The 24,851-nt window shown below is 71.5% G+C and carries 19 protein-coding genes and 1 pseudogene; 13 read left to right on the top strand and 7 right to left on the bottom strand.

Annotated features, from left to right (window positions below; all coding sequences use genetic code 11):
- Positions 1-75: 75 nt before the first annotated feature.
- The 7 genes from ispH to HDA32_RS26120 all read left to right on the top strand — a co-directional run bounded on the left by ispH (position 76) and on the right by HDA32_RS26120 (position 10,556).
- A complete protein-coding gene (gene ispH, locus HDA32_RS26150; RefSeq protein WP_179645689.1) occupies positions 76-1,356 on the top strand; it encodes a 4-hydroxy-3-methylbut-2-enyl diphosphate reductase in 1,281 nt (426 codons plus the stop codon).
- A gap of 590 nt (positions 1,357-1,946) precedes the next feature.
- The gene (locus HDA32_RS26145; protein WP_179645688.1) at positions 1,947-2,090 is read left to right on the top strand and encodes a hypothetical protein; all 144 of its coding nucleotides are present in this window, start codon (positions 1,947-1,949) and stop codon (positions 2,088-2,090) included.
- Between the two features lie 126 nt (positions 2,091-2,216).
- Complete coding sequence (locus HDA32_RS26140; RefSeq protein WP_179645687.1) at positions 2,217-3,665, top strand: polysaccharide pyruvyl transferase family protein; 1,449 nt, start codon at positions 2,217-2,219, stop codon at positions 3,663-3,665.
- A gap of 329 nt (positions 3,666-3,994) precedes the next feature.
- Entirely contained in the window at positions 3,995-7,510 is a 3,516-nt protein-coding gene (locus HDA32_RS26135) for a bifunctional glycosyltransferase/CDP-glycerol:glycerophosphate glycerophosphotransferase (RefSeq protein ID WP_179645686.1), read from the top strand.
- A gap of 145 nt (positions 7,511-7,655) precedes the next feature.
- A complete protein-coding gene (galE, locus tag HDA32_RS26130; RefSeq protein WP_179645685.1) occupies positions 7,656-8,669 on the top strand; it encodes a UDP-glucose 4-epimerase GalE in 1,014 nt (337 codons plus the stop codon).
- Between the two features lie 35 nt (positions 8,670-8,704).
- Positions 8,705-8,899, top strand: a complete 195-nt coding sequence (locus tag HDA32_RS26125; protein WP_179645684.1) for a hypothetical protein — start codon at positions 8,705-8,707, stop codon at positions 8,897-8,899.
- A 181-nt stretch (positions 8,900-9,080) separates the two neighbouring features.
- A complete protein-coding gene (locus tag HDA32_RS26120) occupies positions 9,081-10,556 on the top strand; it encodes a cytochrome P450 (RefSeq protein ID WP_312863333.1) in 1,476 nt (491 codons plus the stop codon).
- Positions 10,557-10,615: 59 nt separating this feature from the next.
- Here the strand turns inward: HDA32_RS26120 and HDA32_RS26115 are convergent, their stop codons facing one another.
- Positions 10,616-10,825: an SHOCT domain-containing protein gene (locus HDA32_RS26115; protein ID WP_179645683.1), complete on the bottom strand. Its 210-nt coding sequence runs from the start codon at positions 10,823-10,825 to the stop codon at positions 10,616-10,618.
- Positions 10,826-10,860: 35 nt separating this feature from the next.
- Entirely contained in the window at positions 10,861-11,307 is a 447-nt protein-coding gene (locus HDA32_RS31950) for a DUF4429 domain-containing protein (RefSeq protein WP_179645682.1), read from the bottom strand.
- A 262-nt stretch (positions 11,308-11,569) separates the two neighbouring features.
- On the opposite strand from HDA32_RS31950, the gene HDA32_RS26105 reads away from it, so the two are divergent.
- Entirely contained in the window at positions 11,570-12,775 is a 1,206-nt protein-coding gene (locus HDA32_RS26105) for an MFS transporter (RefSeq protein ID WP_179645681.1), read from the top strand.
- 338 nt (positions 12,776-13,113) lie between these two features.
- Here HDA32_RS26105 and HDA32_RS26100 read toward each other — a convergent pair whose 3' ends face one another.
- Positions 13,114-14,436 carry a PP2C family protein-serine/threonine phosphatase gene (locus HDA32_RS26100; RefSeq protein WP_179645680.1) on the bottom strand — a complete coding sequence of 441 codons (1,323 nt, stop codon included), beginning with the start codon at positions 14,434-14,436 and terminating at the stop codon, positions 13,114-13,116.
- Positions 14,437-14,573: 137 nt separating this feature from the next.
- Between HDA32_RS26100 and HDA32_RS26095 the strand changes: the two are divergent.
- Both HDA32_RS26095 and HDA32_RS26090 read left to right on the top strand, forming a co-directional pair.
- A pseudogene (locus HDA32_RS26095) lies at positions 14,574-14,717 on the top strand (sigma factor-like helix-turn-helix DNA-binding protein); the annotation flags it as partial.
- Between the two features lie 58 nt (positions 14,718-14,775).
- Positions 14,776-15,525 (top strand): polyamine aminopropyltransferase, encoded by a 750-nt coding sequence (locus tag HDA32_RS26090; protein WP_179645679.1) that lies wholly within the window; start codon positions 14,776-14,778, stop codon positions 15,523-15,525.
- Between the two features lie 55 nt (positions 15,526-15,580).
- On the opposite strand, the gene HDA32_RS26085 is transcribed toward HDA32_RS26090, so the two are convergent.
- From HDA32_RS26085 to HDA32_RS26075, 3 genes are read right to left on the bottom strand one after another with little or no spacing between them, the layout of a single operon-like run.
- A complete protein-coding gene (locus tag HDA32_RS26085) occupies positions 15,581-16,459 on the bottom strand; it encodes a carbohydrate ABC transporter permease (protein WP_179645678.1) in 879 nt (292 codons plus the stop codon).
- The gene (locus HDA32_RS26080; RefSeq protein ID WP_179645677.1) at positions 16,446-17,417 is read right to left on the bottom strand and encodes a carbohydrate ABC transporter permease; all 972 of its coding nucleotides are present in this window, start codon (positions 17,415-17,417) and stop codon (positions 16,446-16,448) included. The genes HDA32_RS26085 and HDA32_RS26080 overlap by 14 nt, the downstream gene beginning before the upstream one ends.
- Positions 17,414-18,784, bottom strand: a complete 1,371-nt coding sequence (locus tag HDA32_RS26075; protein ID WP_179645676.1) for an ABC transporter substrate-binding protein — start codon at positions 18,782-18,784, stop codon at positions 17,414-17,416. The genes HDA32_RS26080 and HDA32_RS26075 overlap by 4 nt, the downstream gene beginning before the upstream one ends.
- 623 nt (positions 18,785-19,407) lie before the next feature.
- On the opposite strand from HDA32_RS26075, the gene HDA32_RS26070 reads away from it, so the two are divergent.
- Entirely contained in the window at positions 19,408-20,499 is a 1,092-nt protein-coding gene (locus tag HDA32_RS26070) for a glycoside hydrolase family 172 protein (RefSeq protein WP_179645675.1), read from the top strand.
- 67 nt (positions 20,500-20,566) lie between these two features.
- Here HDA32_RS26070 and HDA32_RS26065 read toward each other — a convergent pair whose 3' ends face one another.
- Entirely contained in the window at positions 20,567-21,559 is a 993-nt protein-coding gene (locus HDA32_RS26065; RefSeq protein WP_179645674.1) for a LacI family DNA-binding transcriptional regulator, read from the bottom strand.
- A gap of 313 nt (positions 21,560-21,872) precedes the next feature.
- Here HDA32_RS26065 and HDA32_RS26060 point away from each other — a divergent pair, with 313 nt between their 5' ends.
- Both HDA32_RS26060 and HDA32_RS26055 read left to right on the top strand, forming a co-directional pair.
- Complete coding sequence (locus HDA32_RS26060; RefSeq protein ID WP_179645673.1) at positions 21,873-23,282, top strand: L-fucose/L-arabinose isomerase family protein; 1,410 nt, start codon at positions 21,873-21,875, stop codon at positions 23,280-23,282.
- A 48-nt stretch (positions 23,283-23,330) separates the two neighbouring features.
- Entirely contained in the window at positions 23,331-24,827 is a 1,497-nt protein-coding gene (locus tag HDA32_RS26055; RefSeq protein WP_179645672.1) for an FGGY-family carbohydrate kinase, read from the top strand.
- Positions 24,828-24,851 lie beyond the last annotated feature (24 nt).

Here is a 24,851-nt window from a genome sequence, read left to right as displayed (position 1 = left end):
CAGCGACAGCCCACCCCCTCTGCGGACCCGACCGTCGAATATCAGTGAGACACCACGAGCCGAGGAGGCACACAGATGTCCGTCACCGGAGCGCGCGGCACGGTCGCAGCGCGCAACCCCGGCCGGCTGGAGTCGGGGGCGGTGCTCGTCGCCGACGAGCTGGTCCGCCCCGGCGGGGCCGCCGTCGAATGCCGCGCGGCCGCCCTGCTCGCCGGCACCCTGCGGCGGCAGGGCGCGGCGACGGTCCGCGGCCCCCTCCACCTCGACGCCGACGCCGACGCCGGGGAGGCGGGGGCGCTGGCCGCCGTGCTCCCCGCCTCGGGCGGCGGCCTGACCGGTCTCGGCGCGGCGGCGGCCGACGGCGACCGCGCGGGCCGGACCGCGGTCCGCGCCGCGCTGGCGGCCTGGCTGTCGGTCGCGGGTCCCCGCGAGGTCGTGCTGGCCGCGCCGCGGTCGTTCTGCGCCGGGGTCGAGCGCGCCATCGAGATCGTGGAGTACGCGCTGGAGCAGCGGGCCGGCCCGGTCCACGTGCGCAAGCAGATCGTGCACAACACCCACGTGGTGGCCGACCTGGAGGCCCGCGGCGCGGTGTTCGTCGACGAGCTGGACGAGGTCCCCGACGGGGCCACCGTGGTGTTCTCCGCGCACGGGGTGTCTCCGGCCGTCCACGCCGAGGCCGAGCGGCGGGGGCTGGAGGTGATCGACGCGACCTGCCCACTGGTGACCAAGGTGCACGCCGAGGCCCGCAGGTTCGCCGCCCGCGGCGACACCGTGGTGCTGATCGGGCACGCCGGGCACGAGGAGGTCGAGGGCACCCTGGGCGAGGCGCCGGACCGGACGGTCCTGGTCGAGACCCCCGCCGACGTCGAGGGCCTGCGCGTCGGCGACCCGGAGCGGGTGTCCTACCTGACCCAGACCACCCTGGCCGTGGACGAGACGGCCGAGGTGGTCGACGCGCTGCGTGCCAGGTTTCCGGCCGTGCGCGGGCCGGCCTCCGACGACATCTGCTACGCCACCACCAACCGCCAGGACGCGCTGAAGGCGATCGCGGAAGAGGCCGATCTGGTGCTCGTGGTCGGCTCGGCGAACTCCTCCAACTCCGTCCGGCTGGCCGAGCTCGCCCGGCGCAGCGGCGCGCCCGGCCACCTCGTCGACGACGTCGGCGGCATCCGCCCCGAGTGGCTGGCCGGCGCCCGCAGGATCGGCCTGACCGCGGGCGCCTCGGCCCCGCCCCACCTGGTCGGCGCGGTCGTCGCGGCCCTGTCCGGGCTGGGGCCGGTCACCGTGACCGAGCACGAGACCGCCCGCGAGACCATCCGCTTCACCCTGCCCCCCGCGGTGCGGCCGTCCTCCTGAGATCCGCGGAGTCCCCGCCCGGCCCGAGTCGCCCGTGGTCCGGGCGGCTCGGGCCTGTCGTCCTTCATTCCGGCATGAGCAGGACCGCGCCGCCCTCGGCGACGGGCGAACCGACCCCGCGAAGCCGCCCCCGCACGGCCCCGGTCCGCGCCGTGGTGGTTCCCATGGAAGGTGAACATCGGGGAACGGAGAGGTAAACCTCGGGCGTTGGTGGCGAGTCTTACTTACATGTCCGGCATGTCCGACCTGAAGGGATACGCCGACTCGCAACGGAACCGCTCCGGCACGCCCGCCCGCGCGGAGCCGCTGCGTACGAGCCGAAACGGTGGTCGACGGCGGCCACCGTCATAACGATCCGGCCTTGAGTTCGTAGAGGGATGGCGGCTGAGTACCGGTCTTCCGTCCCTAAAACGCCTTCTGAGCAGGACCTACGGTCGCTGCGGTCGGTTTTGGGGAGAAGAGGAGACCGGATTGTCGGTGTTGTTGCGATATTCGGCAAATGTACGCCTGGTGTCTGCGTACTGGATGCCCCCGACGCTCAGACATCCCCCAACTGGACGTCTTCTCAACCAGAGCGTGCTCTGGCGCGATTGATACGCGACCGCTTCGCGGTGCTCAGCGGCTCCCAGTGCAAGGTGGTCGCCCTCGTCGTGCCCGCGCCTCCCCATGTCACCGACGTCTCCATCGCCGACGACGCCCCCGCGGCGCGGCGCCGCCCCGAGCCCGGCCGTTGAGGCGGGGGAAGAGCAGCCGCCGCGGTCAAAGCGGCCCCGGAAGCCATCAATCGTCCGTCCGCCGATCCCGTTTGGACCAAGCCGGATTCACCGCGGTGAATCCGCACGACCAAGGAGCCCAGCCCTGTGAAGAGGATCCTGATCCGATCCGGAAAGAGTCCGTTCGATGTGGTCTCGCCCGAAGCCGTGATGCGACAGAGCATCGGTGGGGCCAATCTCGGCAACCTGGTCTTCAGTGACTCGGCGTACAAGATGCTGCTCACTCCTGATGTGGAACTCGTGCCCACCCGAGGAGACCGGATCAGACCCGATGACGCGGCCCGGATCAACGAGGAGTACGACGCCGTCGTCCTCCCGTTCGCCAACGCCTTCCGCTCCCAGTACGAGCGGAGTCTCACGACCTGGACGAAGGTGATCGAGCGGTTGAGGATCCCGGTCGTGGTCCTCGGCATCGGAGCGCAGTCCAGCCTCGACTACGACCTGGAGCGGTTGCGCCCGATCGACGAATCGGTCAAGGAGTTCGCCAAGGCGGTTCTGGACAGGTCCCCGTCGATCGGCGTCCGAGGCGAATTCACCGGGCACTACCTCGACAGCCTGGGCTTCAAGGACGTCGAGGTCATCGGCTGTCCTTCGATGTTCAGGTACGGCGGCGAGCTCAACGTCGAGAAAAAGGCCTCGGCCCTTGGCCGTGACTCCAGGATCGCGGTCTCGGTCACCCGCGATGCCGGTGACATCGAGAAGATCGTCATGGCGAATTTCGACCGGTATCCGGAACTCGTCTACTTCGCGCAGGATCACCGCGAGCTCGAATTGCTCTACTGGGGGGACACTTCCGAGGCGGCCGACCGCCACGCGGAGTTCCCGCAGCACCGCAGCCACCCGCTGTTCCGCGACGGCAGGGTTCGCCTGCACCTGGACCCCGTGACGTGGATCCGCTCGCTGTCGGAGTACGACTTCGCGTTCGGCACCAGAATCCACGGCACCATCACGGCTCTGCTGGGCGGGACTCCGGGCATGGTGTTGTGCCACGACTCCCGGACTCTTGAACTGAGCCGGTACTTCGAGATCCCGTACAAGAAGACGACGGAGCTGTCGGCGGACGTCGACGCGGCCGCCCTCTATGAGGAGGCCGACTACACCGCGCTGCTGAAGGGACACGGGGAACGCCTGGACACGATGACCGGATTCCTTGAGTCGCACGGTCTCGACCACGTCTACGCGGCCGGCGGGGACGGAGGCGCGTCGTTCGAGGAGGGCATGCGCGGGCTCGACTTCGCCCCTCCGATCCGCGCCTGGGACGGTGAGGACGACGGCGGCCTCGGCTACCGCCTGGGCTGGCTGAAGGAGAACGCCGCAGAGCTCAAGAGGACCCAGACGCGAGCGGACAAGCACATCGATGCGTTGACCAAGCGGAACAAGGCCCTGGAAGACGCATTGGCCAAGCAGGGCAAGACCCTGGAGAAGGCCGTCAAGCGGATCACGGCACTCGAGCGAACGGCTCGCAACACCCCCTACCGCCGTGTCCGGCGCACCGTGGGGCGCCCCGTGCGGCGCATCCTCAAGGGCCGGGAGTGACGCGGCCGGTCCAGGAGATCCGGACGGTTTTTCCGCGGCCCGTGTTCGGCGCTCCACCGGTGGGCGCCACGCGTCGATCACATGACCACACCTGACTCCGCGTATTCGACGCCCTCTTTGTGTAGTTATAAGGCTTTAGCGGAAAACTTCATAATTTCTAGCATTTTCATGGCTTACTAACTCTCTGTCCATATAGAGTTCCGTGTCATCCCTGTGCTCGGTGATCCCTCTCCCCGCAGTGGTCTCTTCCCTTCCCCCTCATCCCCCTCATCCCGTCTCACCGTTCTGTCGGCCGTGCGCCCTGTTTCCAGGCGGTCTTGGAGAAGCCTGTGGTTACTCTCAGTGTCATCGTGCCCATCTACAACGTCGAGCGTTACCTGGAGGAGTGCCTCCGGTCGCTGTCGGGGCAGACCCTGACCGATCTCGAAGTCGTCATGGTCGACGACGGATCCCCCGACAACAGCGCGGCCATCGCCAAGCGCTTCGCGGCGGACGACCCCCGGTTCACACTGGTCCAGCAGCCCAACGCCGGTCTGGGCGCGGCGCGCAACACGGGCATCCGCAACGCGAGCGGTGAATTCCTCACGTTCGTGGACAGCGACGACGTCATCCCGCCGTACGCCTTCGGATACATGGTCAACAGCCTGCGGGACAGCGGCTCCGACTTCGCGACCGGCAACGTCCACCGACTCGACGAGCTCGGCACGCGGCAGTCCCCGATGCACCGCAGGATCTTCCGGACACCGGCCTCCCGCACCCACATCACGCAGCGGGACACCCTGCTCATCGACCGGCTCTCCACCAACAAGGTGTGGCGGCGCACCTTCTGGGACGCCCACGGCCTCTGGTTCCCCGAGGGCGTGCTGTACGAGGACGAGTCGGTGGTCATCCCACTGCACTTCCTGGCCACGGCCGTGGACGTGCTGTCCGCTCCGGTCTACCTGTGGCGGGAGCGGCCCAGCGATGACAAGTCGATCACCCAGGACCGGCTGAGCGTCAAGGCGTTGGAGGACCGTTTTCGAGCGGTCACCGCGGTGAGTGATTTCATCGTTGAGCGTGGGACGCCGTTGGACAAACGGCGCTGGGATGTTGCGGCCCTCGGCAATGACCTGCGTACCTTCCTGCAGGTTCTGGACCAAGCGGATGAAGTCTTCCTGCAGCGCTTCTTCGATCTCGGCAACGCCTACCTGGACACCGTCGACCCGAAGGTGTATCCGGAGCTGCCGGCGGTCGAGCGACTGAAGTGGTACCTGATCCGTAAGCGACTGGGGCCTCAGCTCGCCGAGATGCTCACCTTCAACAAGAGCGTCGAGCAGAAGAAGGCCGAGGCGGTCCGGCACGGGGCGAGGTTCTACGCGGACTACCCGTTCAAGGACGATCCGGCACTGAAGATCCCGCGCGAGGTCTACCGGCTCGACAAGGAACTGGAGATCCGGCAGAAGGCCGAGGGAATCGCCTGGCGCGACGGCAGACTGGTCGTCACCGGTCGCGCGTGCCTCAGGTTCCTCCGCCCGAACAAGCGGATCCAGCAGTACCTGCGCGCATGGGTCGTCAACCCCGAGACCGGGGCGCACGTGCGGGTTCCCGTCTCCATTCACCGGGCCAACGAGTTCCGGCTGCCGCCGGACGCCGCGACCGCGCGCCAGGACTGGAGCGGCTACGAGATCACCGTCGACCCCGCACGACTCAAAAGCGACGGCCGATGGCGGGCCGGCGAGTGGTTCGTCGAACTGTGGATGTTCAACCGCGCCCTCATCCGGCGGGACCGTCTGGCCCGGCCCACCGCGGGAGCCCCCCAGCGTCCCACCGCCTACGAGGTCGCCCCGAACGTGTGGGTGCGGCCCTCCTGGCGCGGCTCCGACGGCCTCTCCCTCACCATCGACCCCCTGCGAGCCCAGCTCACGGGGCACCGGACCGAAGGCGACGACCTCGTGCTGACCGGGGTGCTCGGGCATGAGGCCGCCCGTCCCGGCTCCGTCGTCCGGCTGAACCGGCTTCCCGGAGACGTCCGGCTCGATGTCCCCCTGGAGGGCTCGTCCGACGGCGCCTTCACCGCCAAGGTGCCGATGTCCGCCCTGACCGACGGGTTCGCGCAGCGCCGTTCGATCGCCGGAGGACCCGACACCTCCGAACGCTGGGAGGCCCACGTCATCGCGGAGGGCGGGCCCGCAGCCCGGCTCTCCATCGCCGACTCCGCCCCCGAAGGGCGGTACCGCGATTCCGGGCGCGAGATCAACGTCGAGCGCGACAACGCGGGCTGGGCCATCCTGCGCATGGGGATCGACCGCCCGACCATCAGCGAGGTCACGTGGGTCGGCGGCGAGCTGCGGATCGCCGGCGACTACCACGTCGACGACCCCACGGGCCTGTCGTTCGTCATCAAGGCCCGGGGACGCACCGAGGAGCACCTCTTCCCGCTGGAGCTGGACGGATCCCGGTTCAGCGTCCGGTTCCGTCCCACGGCGATGCCGGCCTTCGGCGCGCGGCTGCCGCTCGGCGCCGGCGGCTACCGGTGCCTGATCCGCAGGAGCACCGGGCCCAACGAGTGGGACGACGGTTTCGCCCGGGTCGACCACGACCTGGTGCCCCGGCTCCCCGTCGCCGCCGACCTCGACGGCCGTACGGTGTCCTTCGACGCCGTCCGCCACGACGTCCCGGTGCTGACCGTCGGATCCGCGCTGCGCCCCGAGGAGCAGGGGCCCTACGCCCAGCAGTTGCTGCGCGAGACGACCTACCCGCGGCTGCGGAAGCGGCCCGTCACCGACGGGATCCTGTTTGACAGCTACTCGGGGAAGCAGTACTCCGACAGCCCGCGGGGGATCTACGAGGAGCTGCGTCGCCGGGGCAAGAGGTACCCGGCCTCCTGGCTGGCCAGGGACGGCCAGGTCGCGCTGCCCGACGATCTGACCGAGACCCGCCACTCGAGCCGGGAGTACTTCGAGGCGCTGGCCCGAAGCAGGTACATCGTGTCAAACACCCACCTGCCGATGTGGTTCGAGCGCCGCCCCGAGCAGGTCGTGGTGCAGACCTGGCACGGATCGATGCTCAAGCGGATCGGGTTCGACATCGAGCGGGTCCAGTTCGCCAGCCGCGACTACCACGACAAGCTGGTCCGCGAAGTGAACCAGTGGAACCACCTCGTCTCCCCGAGCCCCTGGGCGACGCCGATCCTGCGGCGGGCGTTCCGGTTCGAGGGCGAGATCCTGGAGACCGGTTACCCGCGCAACGACATCTTCCACTCGCCCGAGCGCGAGAAGCTGACCCGCGAGGTGCGCGAGCGGCTCGGGCTGCCCGAGGGCAAGAAGGTCGTGCTCTACGCGCCCACCTGGCGGGACGACAAGTTCTACTCACCGGGCAAGTACAAGCTGGACCTGCACCTGGACCTTCAACGCATGTACGAGACCCTCGGTGACGACCACGTGCTGATGGTGCGCCGCCACCCCAACATCGTCGACCGTGTCCCGGTGGTCGGGCGCGACTTCGTCCACGACGTCTCGACCTATCCGGAGATCCAGGAACTGTTTCTGGTCACCGACGTGCTCATCACCGACTACTCGTCGCTGATGTTCGACTTCGCCAACACCGGTCGCCCGATGCTGTTCTTCACCTACGACCTCGAGGACTACCGGGACAACCTGCGCGGCTTCTACTTCGACTTCGACGCGACCGCGCCGGGGCCGCTGCTGACGACCTCCGACCAGGTGATCGAGGCGGTCCGCGACGTCGACGAGGTCCACGCCGGCCACAAGGCGCGCTACGACGCCTTCGTGAACCGGTTCTGCCCCCTGGACGACGGCAAGGCGGCCGCCCGGATCGTCGACCGGCTCTTCACCGGACTCCACTGACCACCTCTTCCACACCAGGCGGTCCGTGCACCGGCGAGAGCCCGGTTCGTCCGGCGGGCCCACAGGAAGACCCGGCATCGAGATCCCCGTTCGAGAGCCCTGCTGCCGGCGGCAGGGCTCCCTCACATCCCCCAGGCGGTGAACCATGAGAATCCTGCTGACCGGCGGTGCCGGTTACATCGGTAGTCACACGGCGGTCGAGCTGATCGGCCGGGGGCACGAGGTCGTCGTCGTCGACAACCTGGTCAACAGCCACCCGGAGGCCGTGCGGCGGGTCGAGCGGATCACCGGCCGCGCGATCGCCTTCCACAAGGGGGACTGCGCCGATCCGGCGTTCCTCGACGGGGTCTTCGCCGAGCACCGGATCGACGCGGTGGTGCACTTCGCCGGGCTGAAGGCGGTGGGCGAGTCCACCGCGCAGCCGCTGCGCTACTACCGCAACAACCTCGACGCGCTCCTGACGCTGTGCGAGGTGATGGACGCGCGCGGCGTGCGGCGCCTGGTGTTCAGCTCCTCGGCGACCGTCTACGGGGACCCTGCGGCGGTCCCCATCACCGAGGAGATGCCGCTCAGCGTCACCAACCCCTACGGCGCGACCAAGCTGTTCGGGGAGCGCGTCCTCACCGACCTCGCCGAGGCCGACCCGGAGTGGCGGATCACGCTGCTGCGCTACTTCAACCCCATCGGCGCGCACGCCAGCGGGCTCATCGGCGAGGACCCCGACGACGTCCCGAACAACCTGTTCCCCTACATCTCCAAGGTCGCGGCGGGCAGACTGCCGAAGCTGCGGGTCTTCGGGGACGACTACGACACCCCGGACGGCACCGGGGTCCGCGACTACCTGCACGTCGTCGACCTCGCCCTCGGGCACTCGGCCGCCATCGACCGCATCGACGACCGCTCCGGCCTGCGCGTCTACAACCTCGGCACGGGCCAGGGCACCTCGGTCCTCGAAGCCGTCAGGGCCTTCGAGCGGGCGTCCGGCCGGGAGGTCCCCCACGAGGTCGCCGCCCGGCGTCCGGGGGACATCGCCACCTGCTACGCCGACCCGGCCGCGGCAAACCGGGACCTGGACTGGAAGGCGGCCAGGACGGTCGCCGACGCCTGCGCCGACGCCTGGCGGTGGCAGTCGGCCAACCCCGGCGGCTATCGCGGCTAGCCGACGGCATCCCCCAACGTGAAAAGGAGCGCGTCTTGCGCTGGACAGACGCCTCGTCCTGGCTGGACCGGCTGCTCAGGGGCGACCCCGAGGAGCGGATGTCGGAGCAGGACCACTACGACGAGGGCGCGGAGCACCACGATGACGACGACGGCACGTTCGGAGTCGGCCCGGTCCCCCGCTGGGGTGACGACGAGGACGACGAGGACCACGACTCCCTGTTCCACTAGATCGTTGACGGGGTTGGAAGCTGTGGCCGCAGTCCTTTCGTTCACCCTGGTGGCCTGGGAAGGCTGCCGTCAGCGCCGGCGCGCTGACGGCAGCCTCACCAGGTCCGCGAAGGCCAAGCGGGGTCTGAAGACAATCCCGGCCCTCCCATCAGCGATCTAGCCTCCGCCGCCGCTCCGGCGGGTGAGCGGGCGGCGCGGCCGCGCCGCCGGGCCCCGGCACCGCCGGGGCCCGACGCGCGTACGGAGCCCCGCGGTCCCGCTGGCCGGGCTCTGGCTGCTGCTCGCCCGCCCCCGGCTCGACCTGGAGCTGCACCACAACCCCGGCCACTTCTGGCTGGTCCTCGCCGTCGTCCTTGTCGGGGAACGGACTCTCGGCCATCATCGGCAGGGGCCGGTTCCCGACAGCGCCCCGCCCTCACCCGCCGTCCGCTCGGAGGCAGAGACCGTGGACATCGCCGCCCTTGAAGCGCTGCAGCGCGACCCCTACCCCCTCTATGCGCGGGCCCGCCGGACCCCGGGGCTCACCTTCGTTCCCGAACTCGACGCCTGGCTGGTCGCCCGGCACGACGACGTCCGCGAGGTGCTGCAGCGACCGGAGGACTTCTCCTCGACGAACGTGCTCCGGCCGGACTTCCCGCCCACCCCGGACATGATCGCCGAGCTCTCCCGGGGCGTCAGCGGGGGATCCACCGTGCTCGGCTCCGACGGTGAGCAGCACCGGCGCTACCGTGAGCCGCACACCCGCGGCCTGTCCTCCGCGCGGGTCGCCGCGGTCACCCCCTTCATCGCCGAACGCGCCGCGGCCCTCGTCGACGGGTTCGGCCCCGACGGCGAGGTCGAGCTGATGAGCCGGTACGCCGAGCGGCTGCCGGGCGAGGTCCTCGGACGGATCATCGGCCTCGACCCGGCCGACGTGTCCACAGCGGTCCGCACCAATTACCGCTCCGTGGAGATGCTGTTCCGGCCGCTCGAAGCGGAGGAGCGGGTCGGCGCCGCCCGCGACCACGCGGCCCTGCAGCGCCTGCTGGACGGCTACGTGCGCCGGCGCCGCGCGGAGCCGCGCGACGACCTGTGCAGCGAGATGGTCCGCGCGCTCGTTCCGGGAACGGGGGAGCCGACGCCGCAGCAGCGGGGCGAGGTGGTGTCGACCCTGATGAACCTGCTGCTCGCCGGGCACATGAGCACGACGGCGCTGATCGGCACCGCTGTACTGCACCTGCTGGAGGACCGGGCGCAGTGGGAGCTGCTGTGCGAGCGCCCCGGGCTCATCCCCGACGCGATCGAGGAGGCCGCCCGCTACGACGCCCCCATCCAGGGCTTCCGCCGGACCACCACGCGTCCGGTCGCGCTCGCCGGGACCGACCTCCCGGCCGGCGCCGTCGTCTTCGTCGCGTTCGGCTCCGCCAACCGGGACGCGGCCCGCCACGGCCGGCCGGACGTCTTCGACATCACCCGGGGGCCGCAGCGGCACATGGCCTTCGGGCACGGGGCGCACGCGTGCCCGGGGTCGCAGCTCGCCCGCGCGCAACTGCGGATCACGCTGGAGACGCTGGTCCGCCGGCTGCCCGGACTGCGCCTGGCACCGGACCGGCCCGTCACCATGCGGCCCACGCTGATCCACCGCTCCCCCGAGGCGCTGCACCTGGCCCCGCGGTGACGCACGCGGGATGGACGCAGCTCTTCCGGAGCCGGGCCCGCCGCGCTGGCCCCGGCCGATCACAACCGGTCGAGGAGCTCGGCCTTCTTGGTCGTGAACTCCTCGTCGGTCAGCAGACCCTCCTCGTGCAGCCGCCCGAGCTCGCGGATGCGGTCGTAGACGGTCCGGGGCGAGTCGGCGACGGCCTTGGGCGGGGCGTCGGCGGCGATCGGTGACGCGGCCTCGCGGGTGCTTCCGGCCCAGAGGTGGGCCGTCACGGTCGCCGCCATCAGCAGCGCCCGGGCCTCCTCCGTGCTCCCGTCGGTCAGCAGGCAGCGCAGGTCCCTGCTCGGTTTGGTCGCGGGGTCGGCGTCGGACTCCCGGGCACGACCCGCAGGTAGCCGTTGCTCCACTCGCTGGAGGGGACCCAGTCGACCTGCCGGATGCCGGCGAGCCCGAATTCGCGCCGCTGCTCCTTCCTCTTGCGGGAGCTCGCGTCCTCGGACCACATCAGATGCACCGCTCCGCCGTCGAAGGCGGCCGTTCCCTCCGAGGTCCGGATGTGCAGCGGCGGATCCGGGACGAGACCGGTGGCGAAGTCCTCCGGGCGGCCGGACGGGCCGTCCTCCCGCGCGGCGTTGACGGAGAAGGCGAGCTGGTCGGCGTAGTACTCGGCGATGAGCTCGGTTCCGGCCTCACCGGTCAGCAGGAACGGCTGGCCGGTTTCGGACAGCGTCGCGCCGCGGGGCCTCAGGGCGCGCCGGTTTCGCACCAGACCTTCCGGCCGCGTCTTGCCCGAGCGGTGGCACCGAGCTCATCGGCCGCGGCTGCTACGCGGTCCACAGGCAGCTTTACCGATCACCGCTGTGGCCCTGATGATCTGAGCGCCCTGCCTTCTCGGCTGAGAGCGCGGCGAGGGGGCAGCGACCCCGGCCGAGGAGCCGGTGAACCGGGGGTGTTTACTGCGGTGGAGGAGCGAGGCGCGATGATGTTGTCCGATGACCGGATGAGAGCGGTCCGACGTTGCTGCGACCATGACCGTGACTGACGCCGGAAGAACACGCTGGCTGTGGTGGCTCATGGCCTGCGCCGTCTGCACGCAGACCTCGCTCAACCTCGCCCGCCCCCTCCTCTCCTACCGGGCGATTTCGCTGGGCGGCGACGCGTTGGCGATCGGGCTCATCACCTCGGCCTACGCTCTGCTCTCCCTCGTGGTCGCGGTCCCGCTGGGGCGGTTGACCGACCGCGTCACCCGCATGGCCTGGATCACGCTGACGGGCACCGTCCTGCTCGCCGCCGCGCCCCTGCTCATGGCGGCGGCCCCGTCCCTGACGCTCGTGGGCGTGGCGGGGACCGTGCTGGGGTTCGGCCACATCGTCTTCATGATCTCCGGTCAAGGGCTCATCGCCCGTCGCTCCGCCGAGCAGGACCTGGACCGCAACTTCGGCTGGTTCACCGCGGCGGTGTCGTCGGGGCAGATGGCGGGGCCGCTCATCGCCGGCCTGGTCCTGGGGGAGGCCAGCGGCGCCGCCCTGGAAGGGCCGACCGTCGAGGCGCTGGTCATCGCCTCGGTGATCGCCGTGTTGGGCCTCACCGGGGTCGCGGGGCTGGCACGCAGCAGCCCCGCACCGCCACGAGGAACACCCCGGCGGTCCAAGGCGGCGGCCCCGATGCCGGTGACCGCCCTGCTGCGGCGCCCAGGGGTCGGCGCGGGGCTGTTCGTCAGCCTGGCGCTGCTGGTCTCGGTCGACCTGCTCACCGCATACCTCCCGCTGATCGCCGAACAGCGTGGGATCGCTCCGTCGGTGGCCGGGGTGCTGCTGGGCGTGCGGGCGGGCTTCTCCCTGCTGTCGCGTCTGCTGCTCCCGTGGCTGCTGGCCCGCTGGTCCCGGCGCGCGCTGGTCATGGCCAGCGCCCTGGGTGCCGCGGGGGCGCTGGGCGCGGTGACCCTGCCCGCCAACGGCGACCCCTGGATCATGGCCGCGGCGCTGGCCGTCGGCGGGTTCCTGCTGGGCATCGGCCAGCCGCTGACCATGACCATCGTGGTGCGCGCGGTGCCCGGCGACGCGCGCAGCACCGCGCTCGCGCTGCGGCTGTGGGCCAACCGCATCGGCCAGGTCGCCCTCCCCGCCGGAGCCGGAGTGGTGGCCGCCTCCCTGGGAGCGTCCGGGGCGCTGTGGTTCGCCTGCGGGGTGCTCGCCGCCGCCGCGGGCGCCGCCCGCCTCGCCCACACTCCCTGACTCCCCGCCTCCTCTTCGCCATCCCTCCAGCCGTCGCCCCGGGTGGGCCGACCGGCATTGGGCAGCGGAACGATGGACTGGGGGGCGGACGGGCGGCCCCTTGGGTCTACAGCGTTCGGACACCGACTGCGCGCCGGAGTTCGCCGATGCCCCGGAATCTGGCCTCCCACTGATCTTCAGCCTGATCGGCGCGCTGTTCGTCGGCGTCATCCTCGGGGCGGTCGGCCTCGTCGCCCTGGTGCGGGCCGGCAAGGCCGGCCGAGGGCGGACGCCCGTCATCGTCGCGGGAGTGCTGCCGGTCCTGGCCGGCCTCGCCCTGACCGGTCGGCGCTTCCGGCTCAACCTGTACCGCCCTGCGCAGCGGGGGCGGCGGCCTCGGGGATGCGCAGGGCGAGCAGGACGACGTCGTCCTCGGGAGTGTCGACCATGCTCTCCAGCAGGCCGTCGCAGAAGGCGTCGACGGATTCGCGGGCGAGGAGGGCGGCCTGCTGGCGCAGCCGGACCATGCCCCGCTCGATGAACTCGCCGCGGCGCTCGACCAGGCCGTCGGTGTAGAGCAGCAGCGTGGAGCACGGCGGCAGGTCCGTCCTGGCATCGAGGCGGGCCAGGGTGTCGTCGACCCCGAGCAGCACGCCGTGCCCGGCGTCGAGGTAGCGCGTCACGCCCTCGTCGGTGACGAGCAGCGGAGGGAGGTGGCCGGCGTTGGCCCAGTGCCACTGCCAGGGCCCGCCGGCCCCGCCCTCGACGCGCCCGTAGACGACGGTGGCCGTCTGCGGGATGGACGGCAGGTACTGCAGCAGGCTGTCGAGGCGCCGCATGATCGCGCTGGGCGGTTCCCGGTGGTCCCAGACCAGCGTCCGCAGCATGCTCTGCAGCTTCGACATCTGCACCGCGGCGGCCAGGTCGTGGCCGCTGACGTCGCCGACGGTCAGCGCGGTGGCGCCGTCGGGCAGCACGAGCGCGTCGTACCAGTCGCCGCCCACCTCGGCGCCGGCCTGGGCGGGGGTGTAGCGGGCAGCCAGTCGCAGGCGGCCGATGTCGGGCAGCTCGGGCAGCAGCGCGCGCTGGAAGTCATGGGCGGTGTCGCGCTGGGCGGCGTAGAGGCGAGCGTTGTCCAGGGCCAGTGCGGCCCGGTGTGCCAGGTCCTCGACCAGCGCGAAGTCGGCTTCGGTCAGCGGGCGTTCCGGGTCGGTGCGCACCAGGCTCAGCGAGCCCAGGATCCGCCGCCGCGCGCGCAGCGGGATCAGGATCTCGGTGTGGGCGCCCAGCGCGTCGGTCAGCTCCTTGTGCGCGCGGCTCAGCGGGGTGGCGGCTTCGGGGAACTCCGTGACCAGCAGCGGGCCCTCCCCGGCCAGCACGCGCTCCACCGGGCTCTCCGACAGCGGATCGGGGGGCGGCAGCACGCCTTCGGTGTCGGGCGGCACCGCGCCGGGATCGCGGTGCACCAGCGCCACCCGGCGCAGTCGGTCTCCGAGCAGGCTCGCCGTACACCAGTCGGCCAGTTGCGGCACCAGCAGCCGGGTCAGCCGCCGCAGCACGTCATCGCCGTCCAGGCTGCTGCCCAGCGCCGTGCTCACCTCGGCCATGAGCGTCAACCGCGACAGCGGTCCCTCCAACGCCGAGACCGCCCCGTTCCCGGCTCCCTCGGTGTCGTGAGCCATGCGTTCACCTCCTTGGCGGCCCAGCTACCCGCGTTCCCGCCGTTACCACGCATCGGCCGGAACCGACCGCGCGAGCGCGGGGAGGAACGACCGGTCGGCCCGGGCGGGCGGCGTTCGGAGTCCCGCCGCCGCGCCGGCGCCGCATCCTGCTCCTGCGCTTCTTCGGCAACAAGACCCAGTCGGAGATCGCCGCCGTCATCGGCGTCTCCCAGATGCAGGTCTCCCGGATCCTCAAGCAGACCCTGCGGGAACTGCGCGTCGAAATGGCCGCCGGCACCTGAGCACCGCCCCTGACCACTAGGGTCTTGGGGACGTGTGTACGACGGAGCGGGGGATCGGGTGAGTGTTCGCTTCGAGGAACTCGATTGGCGGCCGACGCCGATGGGCGTCATCAGTCTGCGCCGCCGGTGGGACCCGCTGTTCCGCAAGGACGTCCACGAGATCAAGCTCGACGACGACTTCCTGATGTCGAGCCTGTTCACGGTGGCCGAGGTCGAGATGGCGCGACTGGCCCTGGCGGAGTCGTCCGGGCCGTCCGGGCCGTCCGGGACGGGCCTGGACGTGGCCGTGGGCGGGCTCGGGCTCGGCTACACCGCGCAGACCGTGCTCGAAGACCCCGACGTGGGCTCGCTGGTCGTGGTGGAGGCGCTCGGCGAGGTGATCGAGTGGCACGAGCGCGGACTGATCCCGGCGGGCGCCACGCTGACGGCCGACCCCCGGTGCCGACTGGTGCACGGCGACTTCTTCGCCATGGTCGACTCCGAATCGGGCCTCGACCCGGAGGCCGCGGACCTGCGGTTCCACGCCGTCATCGTCGACATCGACCACTCGCCGCGCCACCTGCTGCACCCGGGCCACGCCGGGTTCTACCGGCCCGAGGGGCTGCGCCGCCTGGCCGGGCGCCTGCGTCCGGGCGGGGTGTTCGCCCTGTGGTCCAACGACCCGCCCGACGACGACTTCACCGCGGTGCTCGCCGAGGTCTTCGCCGACGCGCGGGCCGAGGTCGTCGCCTTCCCCAACCCCCTGCAGGAGCGCGAGGCGACCAACACCGTCTACCTCGCCACGACGGCCCCCGCGTCGATGGCGTAAGGGACCGACGCGAAGGGCCGGGGAGCGGTCTCCCCGGCCCCGCGCGGGCGTCCGGCTACTTCAGGCCGGTGGTCTTGATCGACTCCACGATCTGGCGCTGGAACATGAAGAACACCAGCATCGTCGGCAGGGCCGCGACGGTGGCGGCGGCGATGATGTAGTTCCAGTCGGCGCCGTACTGGTCCTGGAACCCGGCGATGCCCAGTTGCACGACGGTCAGTGCCTGGTCGCTGGTGGCGACCATCGGCCAGACGTAGGCGTTCCAGTTGGCGAGGAAGAAGAACACCGCGAGCGCGGCGAAGATCGGCCGCGACAGCGGCAGGACGACGCGCCAGTACACCTGCCAGTACCCGGCCCCGTCGATGCGCGCGGCCTCCTCCAGCTCGTCGGGGATCGACAGGTAGAACTGGCGCAGCAGGAAGATCCCGAACGCGTTGAAGATCGCCGGGATGATCAGTCCCGCGTAGCTGTTCAGGATGCCCAGCTCCCGCACGATGAGGAACAGCGGGACGATGATCGCCGGGACGGTGATCAGCAGGGTGGAGAACACCGCGACGAACACCGTCTCCCGGCCCCGGAACCGCAGCCGGGCCAGCGCGTAGGCCGCCATCGAGTGGAACAGCAGCGCCACCACGGTCACCGTGACCGAGACGAACAGGCTGTTGGCCATGTAGCGCAGGAACGGCACCTGGGTGAACACGTAGACGTAGTTGTCGAAGGTGGGCTCCTTGGGCAGCAGGCGGCCGTTGACCACCTCCTCCGGTCCCTTGATGGAGCTGGTGAGCATCCACAGCAGGGGGAACACGGCGACGATCGCGAGCACCGCCGCGAGCGCCACGTAGAAGCCCTTGGGGACGCCGCCGCGAGCGGCGGCGGCGGGGCGCCGCGCCGGTGCCGGGCGGCCGGTGCGCGGGCTGGTGTCAACGGCGGCCATGGCTGAACCGGCCTCCCCTGGTCAGGGCGAACATCATCAGGGACCAGCCGAGCAGGACGAGCACCAGGAACGAGCTCATCGCCGACGCGTAGCCGAACTCCCCGAAGAGGAACGCCTGCTGGTAGATGTAGAAGACGAGGACGGCGGTGCCGTTGGACGGGCCGCCGTTGGTGAGGACGAGGATCAGCTCGAACCCGCCGGTGACCGCCGCGACGGTGAGCGTCAGCAGGACGAAGAAGCTCGTCGGCGCCAGCAGCGGCCAGGTGATGTGCCGGAACACCGACCAGGGGCTCGCCCCGTCGAGCCGGGCGGCCTCGTAGTAGTCCTTGGGGATGTCCTGCAGCCCCGTCAGGAAGATGATCATGTAGTAGCCCATCCAGAACCACACGCACACACCGATCACGGTGAACAGCGCGTACTTCGGATCGCCCAGCCACGACGGCGGATCGACGCCGATGGCGCGCAGCGCGGTCCCCACGACCCCGACGTCGTCGGCGAGCATGAACTCCCAGACCAGGCCGACGACCACCACGCTGACCGCGTACGGCAGGAAGAACGCGCTGCGGAACACCGAGACGAACGGCATCCTGCGCTGGATGAGCAGCGCGAGTCCCAGGCTCACCAGGAAGGTCAGCGGCACCACCAGGAGCAGGTAGACGAGGGTGAGCCGGAGGCTGTCGAAGAACTGCGGGTCGGAGAACATCCGGCGGAAGTTCTCCAGGCCGACGAACTCGTAGGTGCCGAACCCGTCGACCCGCATGAACCCCAGCACCACCGTCAGCAGCATCGGCAGGCCGAGGAACAGCAGCAGCCCGACCAGGTCGGGGGCGAGGAACAGCCAGGCCGCCCGGGTCTCGGCGCGCCGCCCGACCATGCCCCTGCGCCCGCCCCCGCGGGCGGGGGCCGCGGCGGGGGCGCGCTCCGGCGCGCTCGGGGCCTTGGCTCCGATCGTGGTCATAGCAGCTCGGCCCCTTCGTAGGTGAGCATGAAAGCGTCGATCGTCTCGGCGGCGCGCTCGGCCTCGAGGGCGGGGTCGCCGCCGCCGAGCATGCACGACTGGATGGCGTCGGAGACCGCCTTGTACACGGGTGGCGGGAAACGGGGCTCGGAGCGTCCGCCGGGGTAGATCTCCTCGCGGAACGCCTTCATCACCGGGTTGTCGTAGCCGCCGGCGGCGTCGGCGCGCTCCAGGGAGCTGCGGCGCGGCGGGATGTCGGTCTTCACCCCGATCGACCAGTCGGTGAGCCGGTCGATGGAGGCGTCCGACATCGACGCCAGCGACTCGGCGCAGAACCGGGCGGCGGCCTCGGGGTTCCTGCCCCGGGAGTTCGCGGCGAACGCCCAGCCGCCCAGCGAGGTCACGTACTCGCCGCCCTCGGGGATCGGCAGCCGGATCACGCCGTACTCGAAGTCGGGCGCCGCGCTCTCCATCTCCTTCACCGTCCAGATGCCCCGATGCCACATCGACGCCAGGCCCTGGGTGAAGCCGGTGACCGCGTCGCCGGCCGCCGGGTTGCGGCGCGGGGAGATCCCGGACTCCACCATCTCCTTCCACAGGCCGAGCGCCTTGGCGGCGGCGGGGGAGTCGAAGACGACCTCGCCCTCGGAGGTGACGACGTCGCCGCCGGTCTGCCACAGCAGCGGGTACCAGACGAAGTTCTGGTAGTAGCCGGGCTCGCTCTCCAGCGCGATGCCGGCCTGGCCGGCCGAGCGCAGCCGGTCCCCGACGTCGAGCAGCTCCTCCCAGGTCTCGGGCAGGTCCCCCTCGGACAGCCCGGCCGCCTCCAGGGCCGGGACCGAGTAGAACATCGCGATCGGCTCGACCTCGAACGGCAGCGCGTACACCCGCCCGCCGACGCTGCGGGTGTCGAGCACGCCGGGCAGGAAGTCGTCGAGCGCCTCGTCGGAGATGTGCGGGGTGAGGTCCTGCAGGACTCCGCCGTTGTAGTAGCGCAGGAAGTCGCCGGGGGAGATGACGAACAGGTCGGGCCCGTCCCCCGCGGCGAACGCGGTGGGCAGCTTGCTGCCGTTGTTGTAGACCGGGAGCGGGACGTACTGCGCGGCGACCTGCTGCTCGTTGGCCGCGTTCCAGTCGGCGATGATGTCCAGGTACCACTGGCTCTGCTGCTGGGTGAACGGGTCCTGCTGGGGCGCGCCGCCGTTGAACGACCAGAAGGACAGCGCGCCGGAGTCGGCCCCCGGCGAGCCGCAGCTCGCCAGGGCCGGGGCGAGGGCCGCCGCGGCGCCGAGGCCGAGGCCCCCGCGCAGGAAGGCGCGCCGGTCCGGGCCGGGGGACCCGGGTGGGCGCGCGGCTCTGCTTGTCATGAGAGGTGGCTCCTCAGAAAGAGCGTGGTCGAGTGGGGGAGCGGCGGGCGCCCCGGAGGACGGCCGGGGCGCCCGGCCGGATCAAGCGGCCGGGGAGCGCGGCGGGGGCGGCGTCGGCGTCGGCTTCGGGGGAGCGGGAACGGCGGCCGGGCCGGTCCGCCGGGCGGTGCGGGGATGTCGGAGGACCATCACGAACTCCTGTACCGTGCGGCTCGGTGGGGTGCCGAGCGGTGGTCTCGGGAGGGAATGGGCGGATACGCGGGCCGGCCGTGCGCCTCATTGCCCGGTGTGGTGCTGAGAGGTGCACCGGGAACGGAGCAAACGATTTCTCGGAAACATAAGACCGAACCCGGAGCACTGTCAAGATCCTGTTTCCGGGCCGTTAACCGCAGTGGATGCCCGGCGTCTTCTCCCTTGACGGGGTTTTTCCACCTGGCTAGCGTCGGAAAAGGATTTCTTGGATTGTTCCGCACGCCCTGCGGGCCGAGCTTCGACTGTCGAGTCTGCGGGGCGATGTGAGACTTCCGGGGCTCGGACCGCTGTGCCGCCGGCGCTACGCGCACTGCGACAGTCGGCCTCCTGTGCCAACCCGATCATCAGACATCAGTCGAGAGGACTCTGCGATGGAAGACGCGTCGAGCTACGGGACGCACGGCAGCAGCCTGCGCGATCTCGCCCGGCTGCGCACGGCCCGGCGCGGGCGGGCGTCGAGCTGGGACCGCAGCGGCGGCAACGACGACCGGCTCACCGTCGGACCGGGCGAGACCGCGGTGCTCGCCGACATCGACGGCCCCGGGGCCGTCACGCACATCTGGTGCACGGTCGCGCTGCCCGACCACGAGGGGCCCGGCGAGGCCGAGACGGATCTGCTGCGCAAGCTCGCGCTGCGCATCACCTGGGACGGGGCCGAGCACCCCGCCGTGTGGGTCCCCCTCGGCGACTTCTTCGGCGTGGGGCACGGCCGGACCGTCAACTTCGTCTCGGCGCCGCTGCAGATGAGCCCCGAGGACGGCAAGTCCTTCAACTGCTGGTTCGCGATGCCCTTCGCCGAGCACGCCAAGGTCGAGCTGGTCAGCGAACTGAGCCGTTCACCGGTGTTCTTCTACTACTACATCGACTACGAGCGCTACGCCCGCCACGAGCCCGACCTCGCCTACTTCCACGCCCAGTGGCGCAGGGAGAACCCGACGGACGGGCGGCCGGAGGCCGGGCAGACCAACCCGGAGTTCCTGTTCGAGGGGACCAACCTCGACGGCGCGGGCAACTACACGATCCTGGAGGCCGAGGGGCGCGGGCACTACGTCGGCTGCGTCCTCAACGTGCACAACCTGCGCGACACGCGCGAGTGGAACTGGTACGGCGAGGGCGACGACATGATCTTCATCGACGGGGAGTCGTTCCCGCCCACGCTGCACGGCACCGGCACCGAGGACTACTTCAACACCGCCTGGTGCCCGACCCAGACCCACCACGCCCCCTACCACGGCGTCACCCTGCCCGGCGGGCCGAACTGGAGCGGGCAGGTCTCGCTGTACCGGTTCCACGTCGAGGACCCGGTGATGTTCGAGCGCTCGGTGCGGGTCACCGTCGAGCACGGGCACGCCAACAAGCGCAGCGACGACCTGTCGTCGGTGGCGTTCTGGTACCAGGTGCCGCCGCACCGCCCGTTCACCCTGCCCCCGGCCGCGGAGAGGATCCCGCGGGGACTGCTCTAGCGAGCGCCCCGGGCCGGCGATCCGAGCGCGCCCCCTCATCAGGGGCGGGGCGCTCGGATCGCCGGGCTCACCGCTGCGTGCTGCCCCTGGGGACCAGGGTGGCGTGCAGGGTCGTGGTGGTCGCCGCGCGCTCGGGGGCGGCGATGCGCGAGAGCAGCATCCGGGTGGAGACCAGCCCGAGATCGTAGGCCGGCTGCGCGATCACGGTCATCGGGGGCGTGATCAGCGTCGTCCACGGGTCGTCGTCGAACGCCGCCAGACCGACGTCGCGGCCGCTGTGCAGGCCCAGCTCGGCCATCGCCTCCAGCACCCCGCGCGCCATGACGCAGTTGGCGACCAGCAGGGCGTCGGGCCGCTCCCTGCGGTCGAGGAGCTGCATGGCCGCGCTCCTGGCCCCGGCCGCCTTGAACTCGCTGTGGCGCACCAGCCGGGCCGGGACGCGCCGGCCCGCCGCGCGCAGGGCGTCGCGGTAGCCCTCCAGCCGGTCGTCGGCCGTGGCGATCCCGGCGGGGCCCGCGATGCAGCCGATCCGCTCGTAGCCCTGCTCGATCATGTGCCGAGTGGCGGCCGCGGCGGCGCTGCGGGTGTCGACCACGGCCGTGTCGGTGGGCGCGCCGGACACCGGGCGGTCCACCGCGACGAAGGGGATCCGCTGGTCGCGCAGCATGCCGATGCTTTCGGTGGAGCCGGTGGAGGACAGCACGACCCCGGCCGCGCGCTCCTGCAGCGCCACGTCGACGTAGCGGCGCTCCTTGGCGGCGTCCTCGTCGGAGTTGCACAGGATGACGGAGTAGCCCTCGGCGTGCGCGGCGTCCTCGACCCCGCGGGCCAGCGAGGTGAAGAACGGGTTCTCGACGTCGCCGATGATCAGCGCGATGACCGTGGTCTCGCGGCGGCGGAGGTTGCGGGCCAGCCCGTTGGGCCGGTACTGCAGCTCGGCCGCCGCGGCCTGGACGCGCTGGGCGAGGTCGGGCGCGACGGTGGACTTGCCGTTGAGCACCCGCGACGCGGTCGCCGGTGAGACCCCGGCCCGCGAGGCGACGTCGCTGATCGTCGGCATCGGATGAACCATCTCCTCCCGCGCATACGCGCAAGCACCAGACGTGCGGCCTGTTGGCGACCTGCTTTCTCGGCCCGCACCCGCCGGAGCGGCGCCCGCCGGCCGGGGCCCGCGCCCGACGGACCCGGCCGGTCGGGTGTCCCCGCGATGCATTGACACCCGGCAGGATCTCAGAATAGCGTCACCCGCGAAAACGATTTCTCCCGGTTGCCCGAACAGGCCGCCCGCCCGGCCGGCCCCCGGTACCCGGAGCACGAAGCCCCGTGCGTCCGCGCCCCCGACGGCGGACGTCCGCAGATGAGGAGAGCCAGCCATGGCCCGTATCGGCGTGATCAGCATTTCCGACGGCAGGGAGCACGTGCACCGCGGCGTGCGCGACTTCGTCCTCGGCAAGGAGGACGCGCTCGTCGGTGCACTGGAGGCCGCAGGGCACGAGGTGGTGCGCGGCGGGGAACCGGTCGGGAGCAACGTGGCCGCCACATCGGCGGCCAGGCAGGTCGCCGCGGCCGGCGTCGACCTGACCGTGCTCCACTACGCGGTCTGGGCGTTCCCGCACTTCACCATGCTCGCCGCCGACGCCACCCCCGGCCCGCTGCTGCTGCTGGCCAGCATCGACCCGACCGAGCCCGGCATGGTCGGCATGCTCGCCGCCGGCGGCGCGCTGGACCAGATCGGGCGCGCCCACACCCGGCTGTGGGGCGCCCCCGACGACGCCCTGGTCGCCGACATCACCGCACGCGCCGACGCCGCGCACGCGGTCGGGGCGCTGCGCGGCAGCACGTTCGGCCGGATCGGCGGCCGCCCCATGGGCATGAACACCGCCGTCGCCAACACCGACCAGTGGCAGCGGCTCTTCGGCGTCGACGTCGAGGAGATCGACCAGTGGGAGATCGTCCGCCGCACCGAGGCCGCCGACCCGGCCGAGCTGCGGCGCGGCCGCGAATGGTTCGAACGGCACGCCAACGTGCACTACGACGGCAAGAAGCTCACCCCCGACCTGCTGGAGCGCCAGATCGGCACCTACGTGGCGATGCGCGGCCTCATCGAGGAACACCGCCTCGACTTCACCGGGATCAAGGGCCAGCCCGAGCTCACCGAGCACTTCTGCACGATGGACGTCGCCGAGGCGCTGCTGAACGACCCCTACGACCACAACGGGCCCAAGGACCCGCACGTCTGCGCCACCGAGGCCGACATGGACGGCGCCCTGACCATGCAGCTCCTCAAGCACGTCGCGCGGACCCCGGTGCTCTTCGCCGACGTGCGGCACTACCACGGCGACCGCGACATCTGGGACCTGTGCAACTCCGGCCAGCACGCCACCTGGTACGCGGCGCGCAGCGACGACCCGGCGGACAACCTCGCCAAGGTGCACCTGTTCCCCGAGGTCTTCTTCTTCCCCGCGGGCGGCGCGTCCGTGCAGCACATCGCCGCGCCGGGGCGGATGACCCTGGCCAGGCTCACCCGCATCGACGGCGACTACCGGCTGCAGCTCATGCTCGGCGACTTCGAGAACTTCGACGAGGCCACCACCGACGCCCTGACCAAGCAGTCCACCCCGGAATGGCCGCACGCGTTCGCCAGGCTCGACGCCGAGGCCCCCGACTTCCTGTCCCGGTTCGGCGCCAACCACATCCACGCCGTGCCCGGTGACGTCCGCCCGCAGATGCGTGCGGTCACCGAGCTGCTCGGCATCCGGCTGGACGAGTTCACCCGCAACTGAGGCACCGGCGAAACCGTCTCGCCCCCCACGACCAGGGAGTTCACGCACATGGCCACCGAGGCGCTGCTCGGGATCGACATCGGCACCTCCAGCTCCAAGGGGGTGCTGGTGGCCCCGGACGGGACGCTGATCGCCCGCGCCGACCGGCCGCACCGCACGTCCACGCCCCGGCCCGGCCACGTCGAGCACGACGCGGAGTCGGTGTGGTGGGCGGACTTCACCGCGATCGTGCGCGAACTGCTCGACCGGGCCGACGGGGTGCGGGTGCTCGCGGTCGGCGTCAGCGGGATCGGGCCCTGCCTGCTGCCCGCCGACGCCGCCGGAACCCCGCTGCGCCCCGCGATCCTGTACGGGGTGGACACCCGCGCCACGGCCGAGATCGCCGAACTGACGGCGGAGTTCGGGGCCGAGCGGATCGTCGAGCGGGGCGCGAGCCGGCTGACGTCGCAGGCGGTCGGCCCGAAGCTGGCCTGGCTGCGGCGGCACGAGCCCGAGGTCTACGCCTCCACCGGGATGCTGCTGATGGCGAGTTCGTTCCTGGTGCACCGGCTCACCGGGCGCTACGTGCTGGACCACCACTCCGCCAGCCAGTGCGACCCGCTCTACGACATGCGGCGGGGGGAGTGGGCCCGCGACTGGGCCGACCGGGTCGCGCCGGGCCTGGAGCTGCCGGAGCTCGCCTGGTCCACCGAGATCGCGGGGACGGTCACGCGGGAGGCGGCCCGGCTGACCGGGCTGCCCGCGGGCACACCGGTCGCGACCGGCACCATCGACGCCTGGGCCGAGGCCGCCAGCGTCGGGGTGCGCGGCCCCGGCGACGCGATGGTCATGTACGGCACCACCATGTTCCTCGTCCAGGTCGTGGACCGGCTGCGCCCGCACGCCGGGCTGTGGGGCACCAAGGGGGCGTTCGACGGCACGGAGACCCTGGCCGCGGGGATGGCGACGTCCGGGGCCGTCACCGACTGGCTGCGCGAACTGGTCGGCGGGGAGTTCCACGACCTGGTGCGCGCGGCGGAGAAGGTTCCGGCGGGCAGCGAGGGACTGCTGCTGCTCCCGTACTTCGCCGGCGAGCGCACCCCGCTGTTCGATCCGGACGCGCGGGGCGTCCTGGCCGGGCTGACCACCCGCCACGGCAGCGCCGAGATCTACCGCGCCGTCCTGGAGGGCACCGCCTACGGGGTGCGGCACAACCTGGAGGCGATGCGGGAGGCCGGCGGCGCCCCGGACCGGATCGTCGCGGTCGGCGGCGGAGCCCAGGGGGGCCTGTGGCCCCGCATCGTCTCCGACGTGGCGGGGGTGGTGCAGGAGGTCCCGGAGCAGACCATCGGGGCGGCGTTCGGCGACGCGTTCATGGCGGCGAAGGCGATCGGCCTGGACGCCGACGCACGGGCGTGGAACCCCGCGGCCACCACCATTCGACCCGACCCGGAACGCGGCGCGGTCTACGGCGAGTTCTACCGGCACTACCGCGACCTCTACGCGGCGACGCGCGGCATCACGCACTTCCTCGCGGGCAGGCAGCACGACGCGGCGGAGGGGTAGAGGCCCGTCCGGGCCGGACCGCCG

This window comes from Spinactinospora alkalitolerans, assembly GCF_013408795.1.
In the GTDB taxonomy this organism is placed as follows: Bacteria; Actinomycetota; Actinomycetes; order Streptosporangiales; family Streptosporangiaceae; genus Spinactinospora; species Spinactinospora alkalitolerans.
Note: the sequence above shows the minus strand (reverse complement) of the source record. Positions and strands in the feature narration are given on the sequence as shown.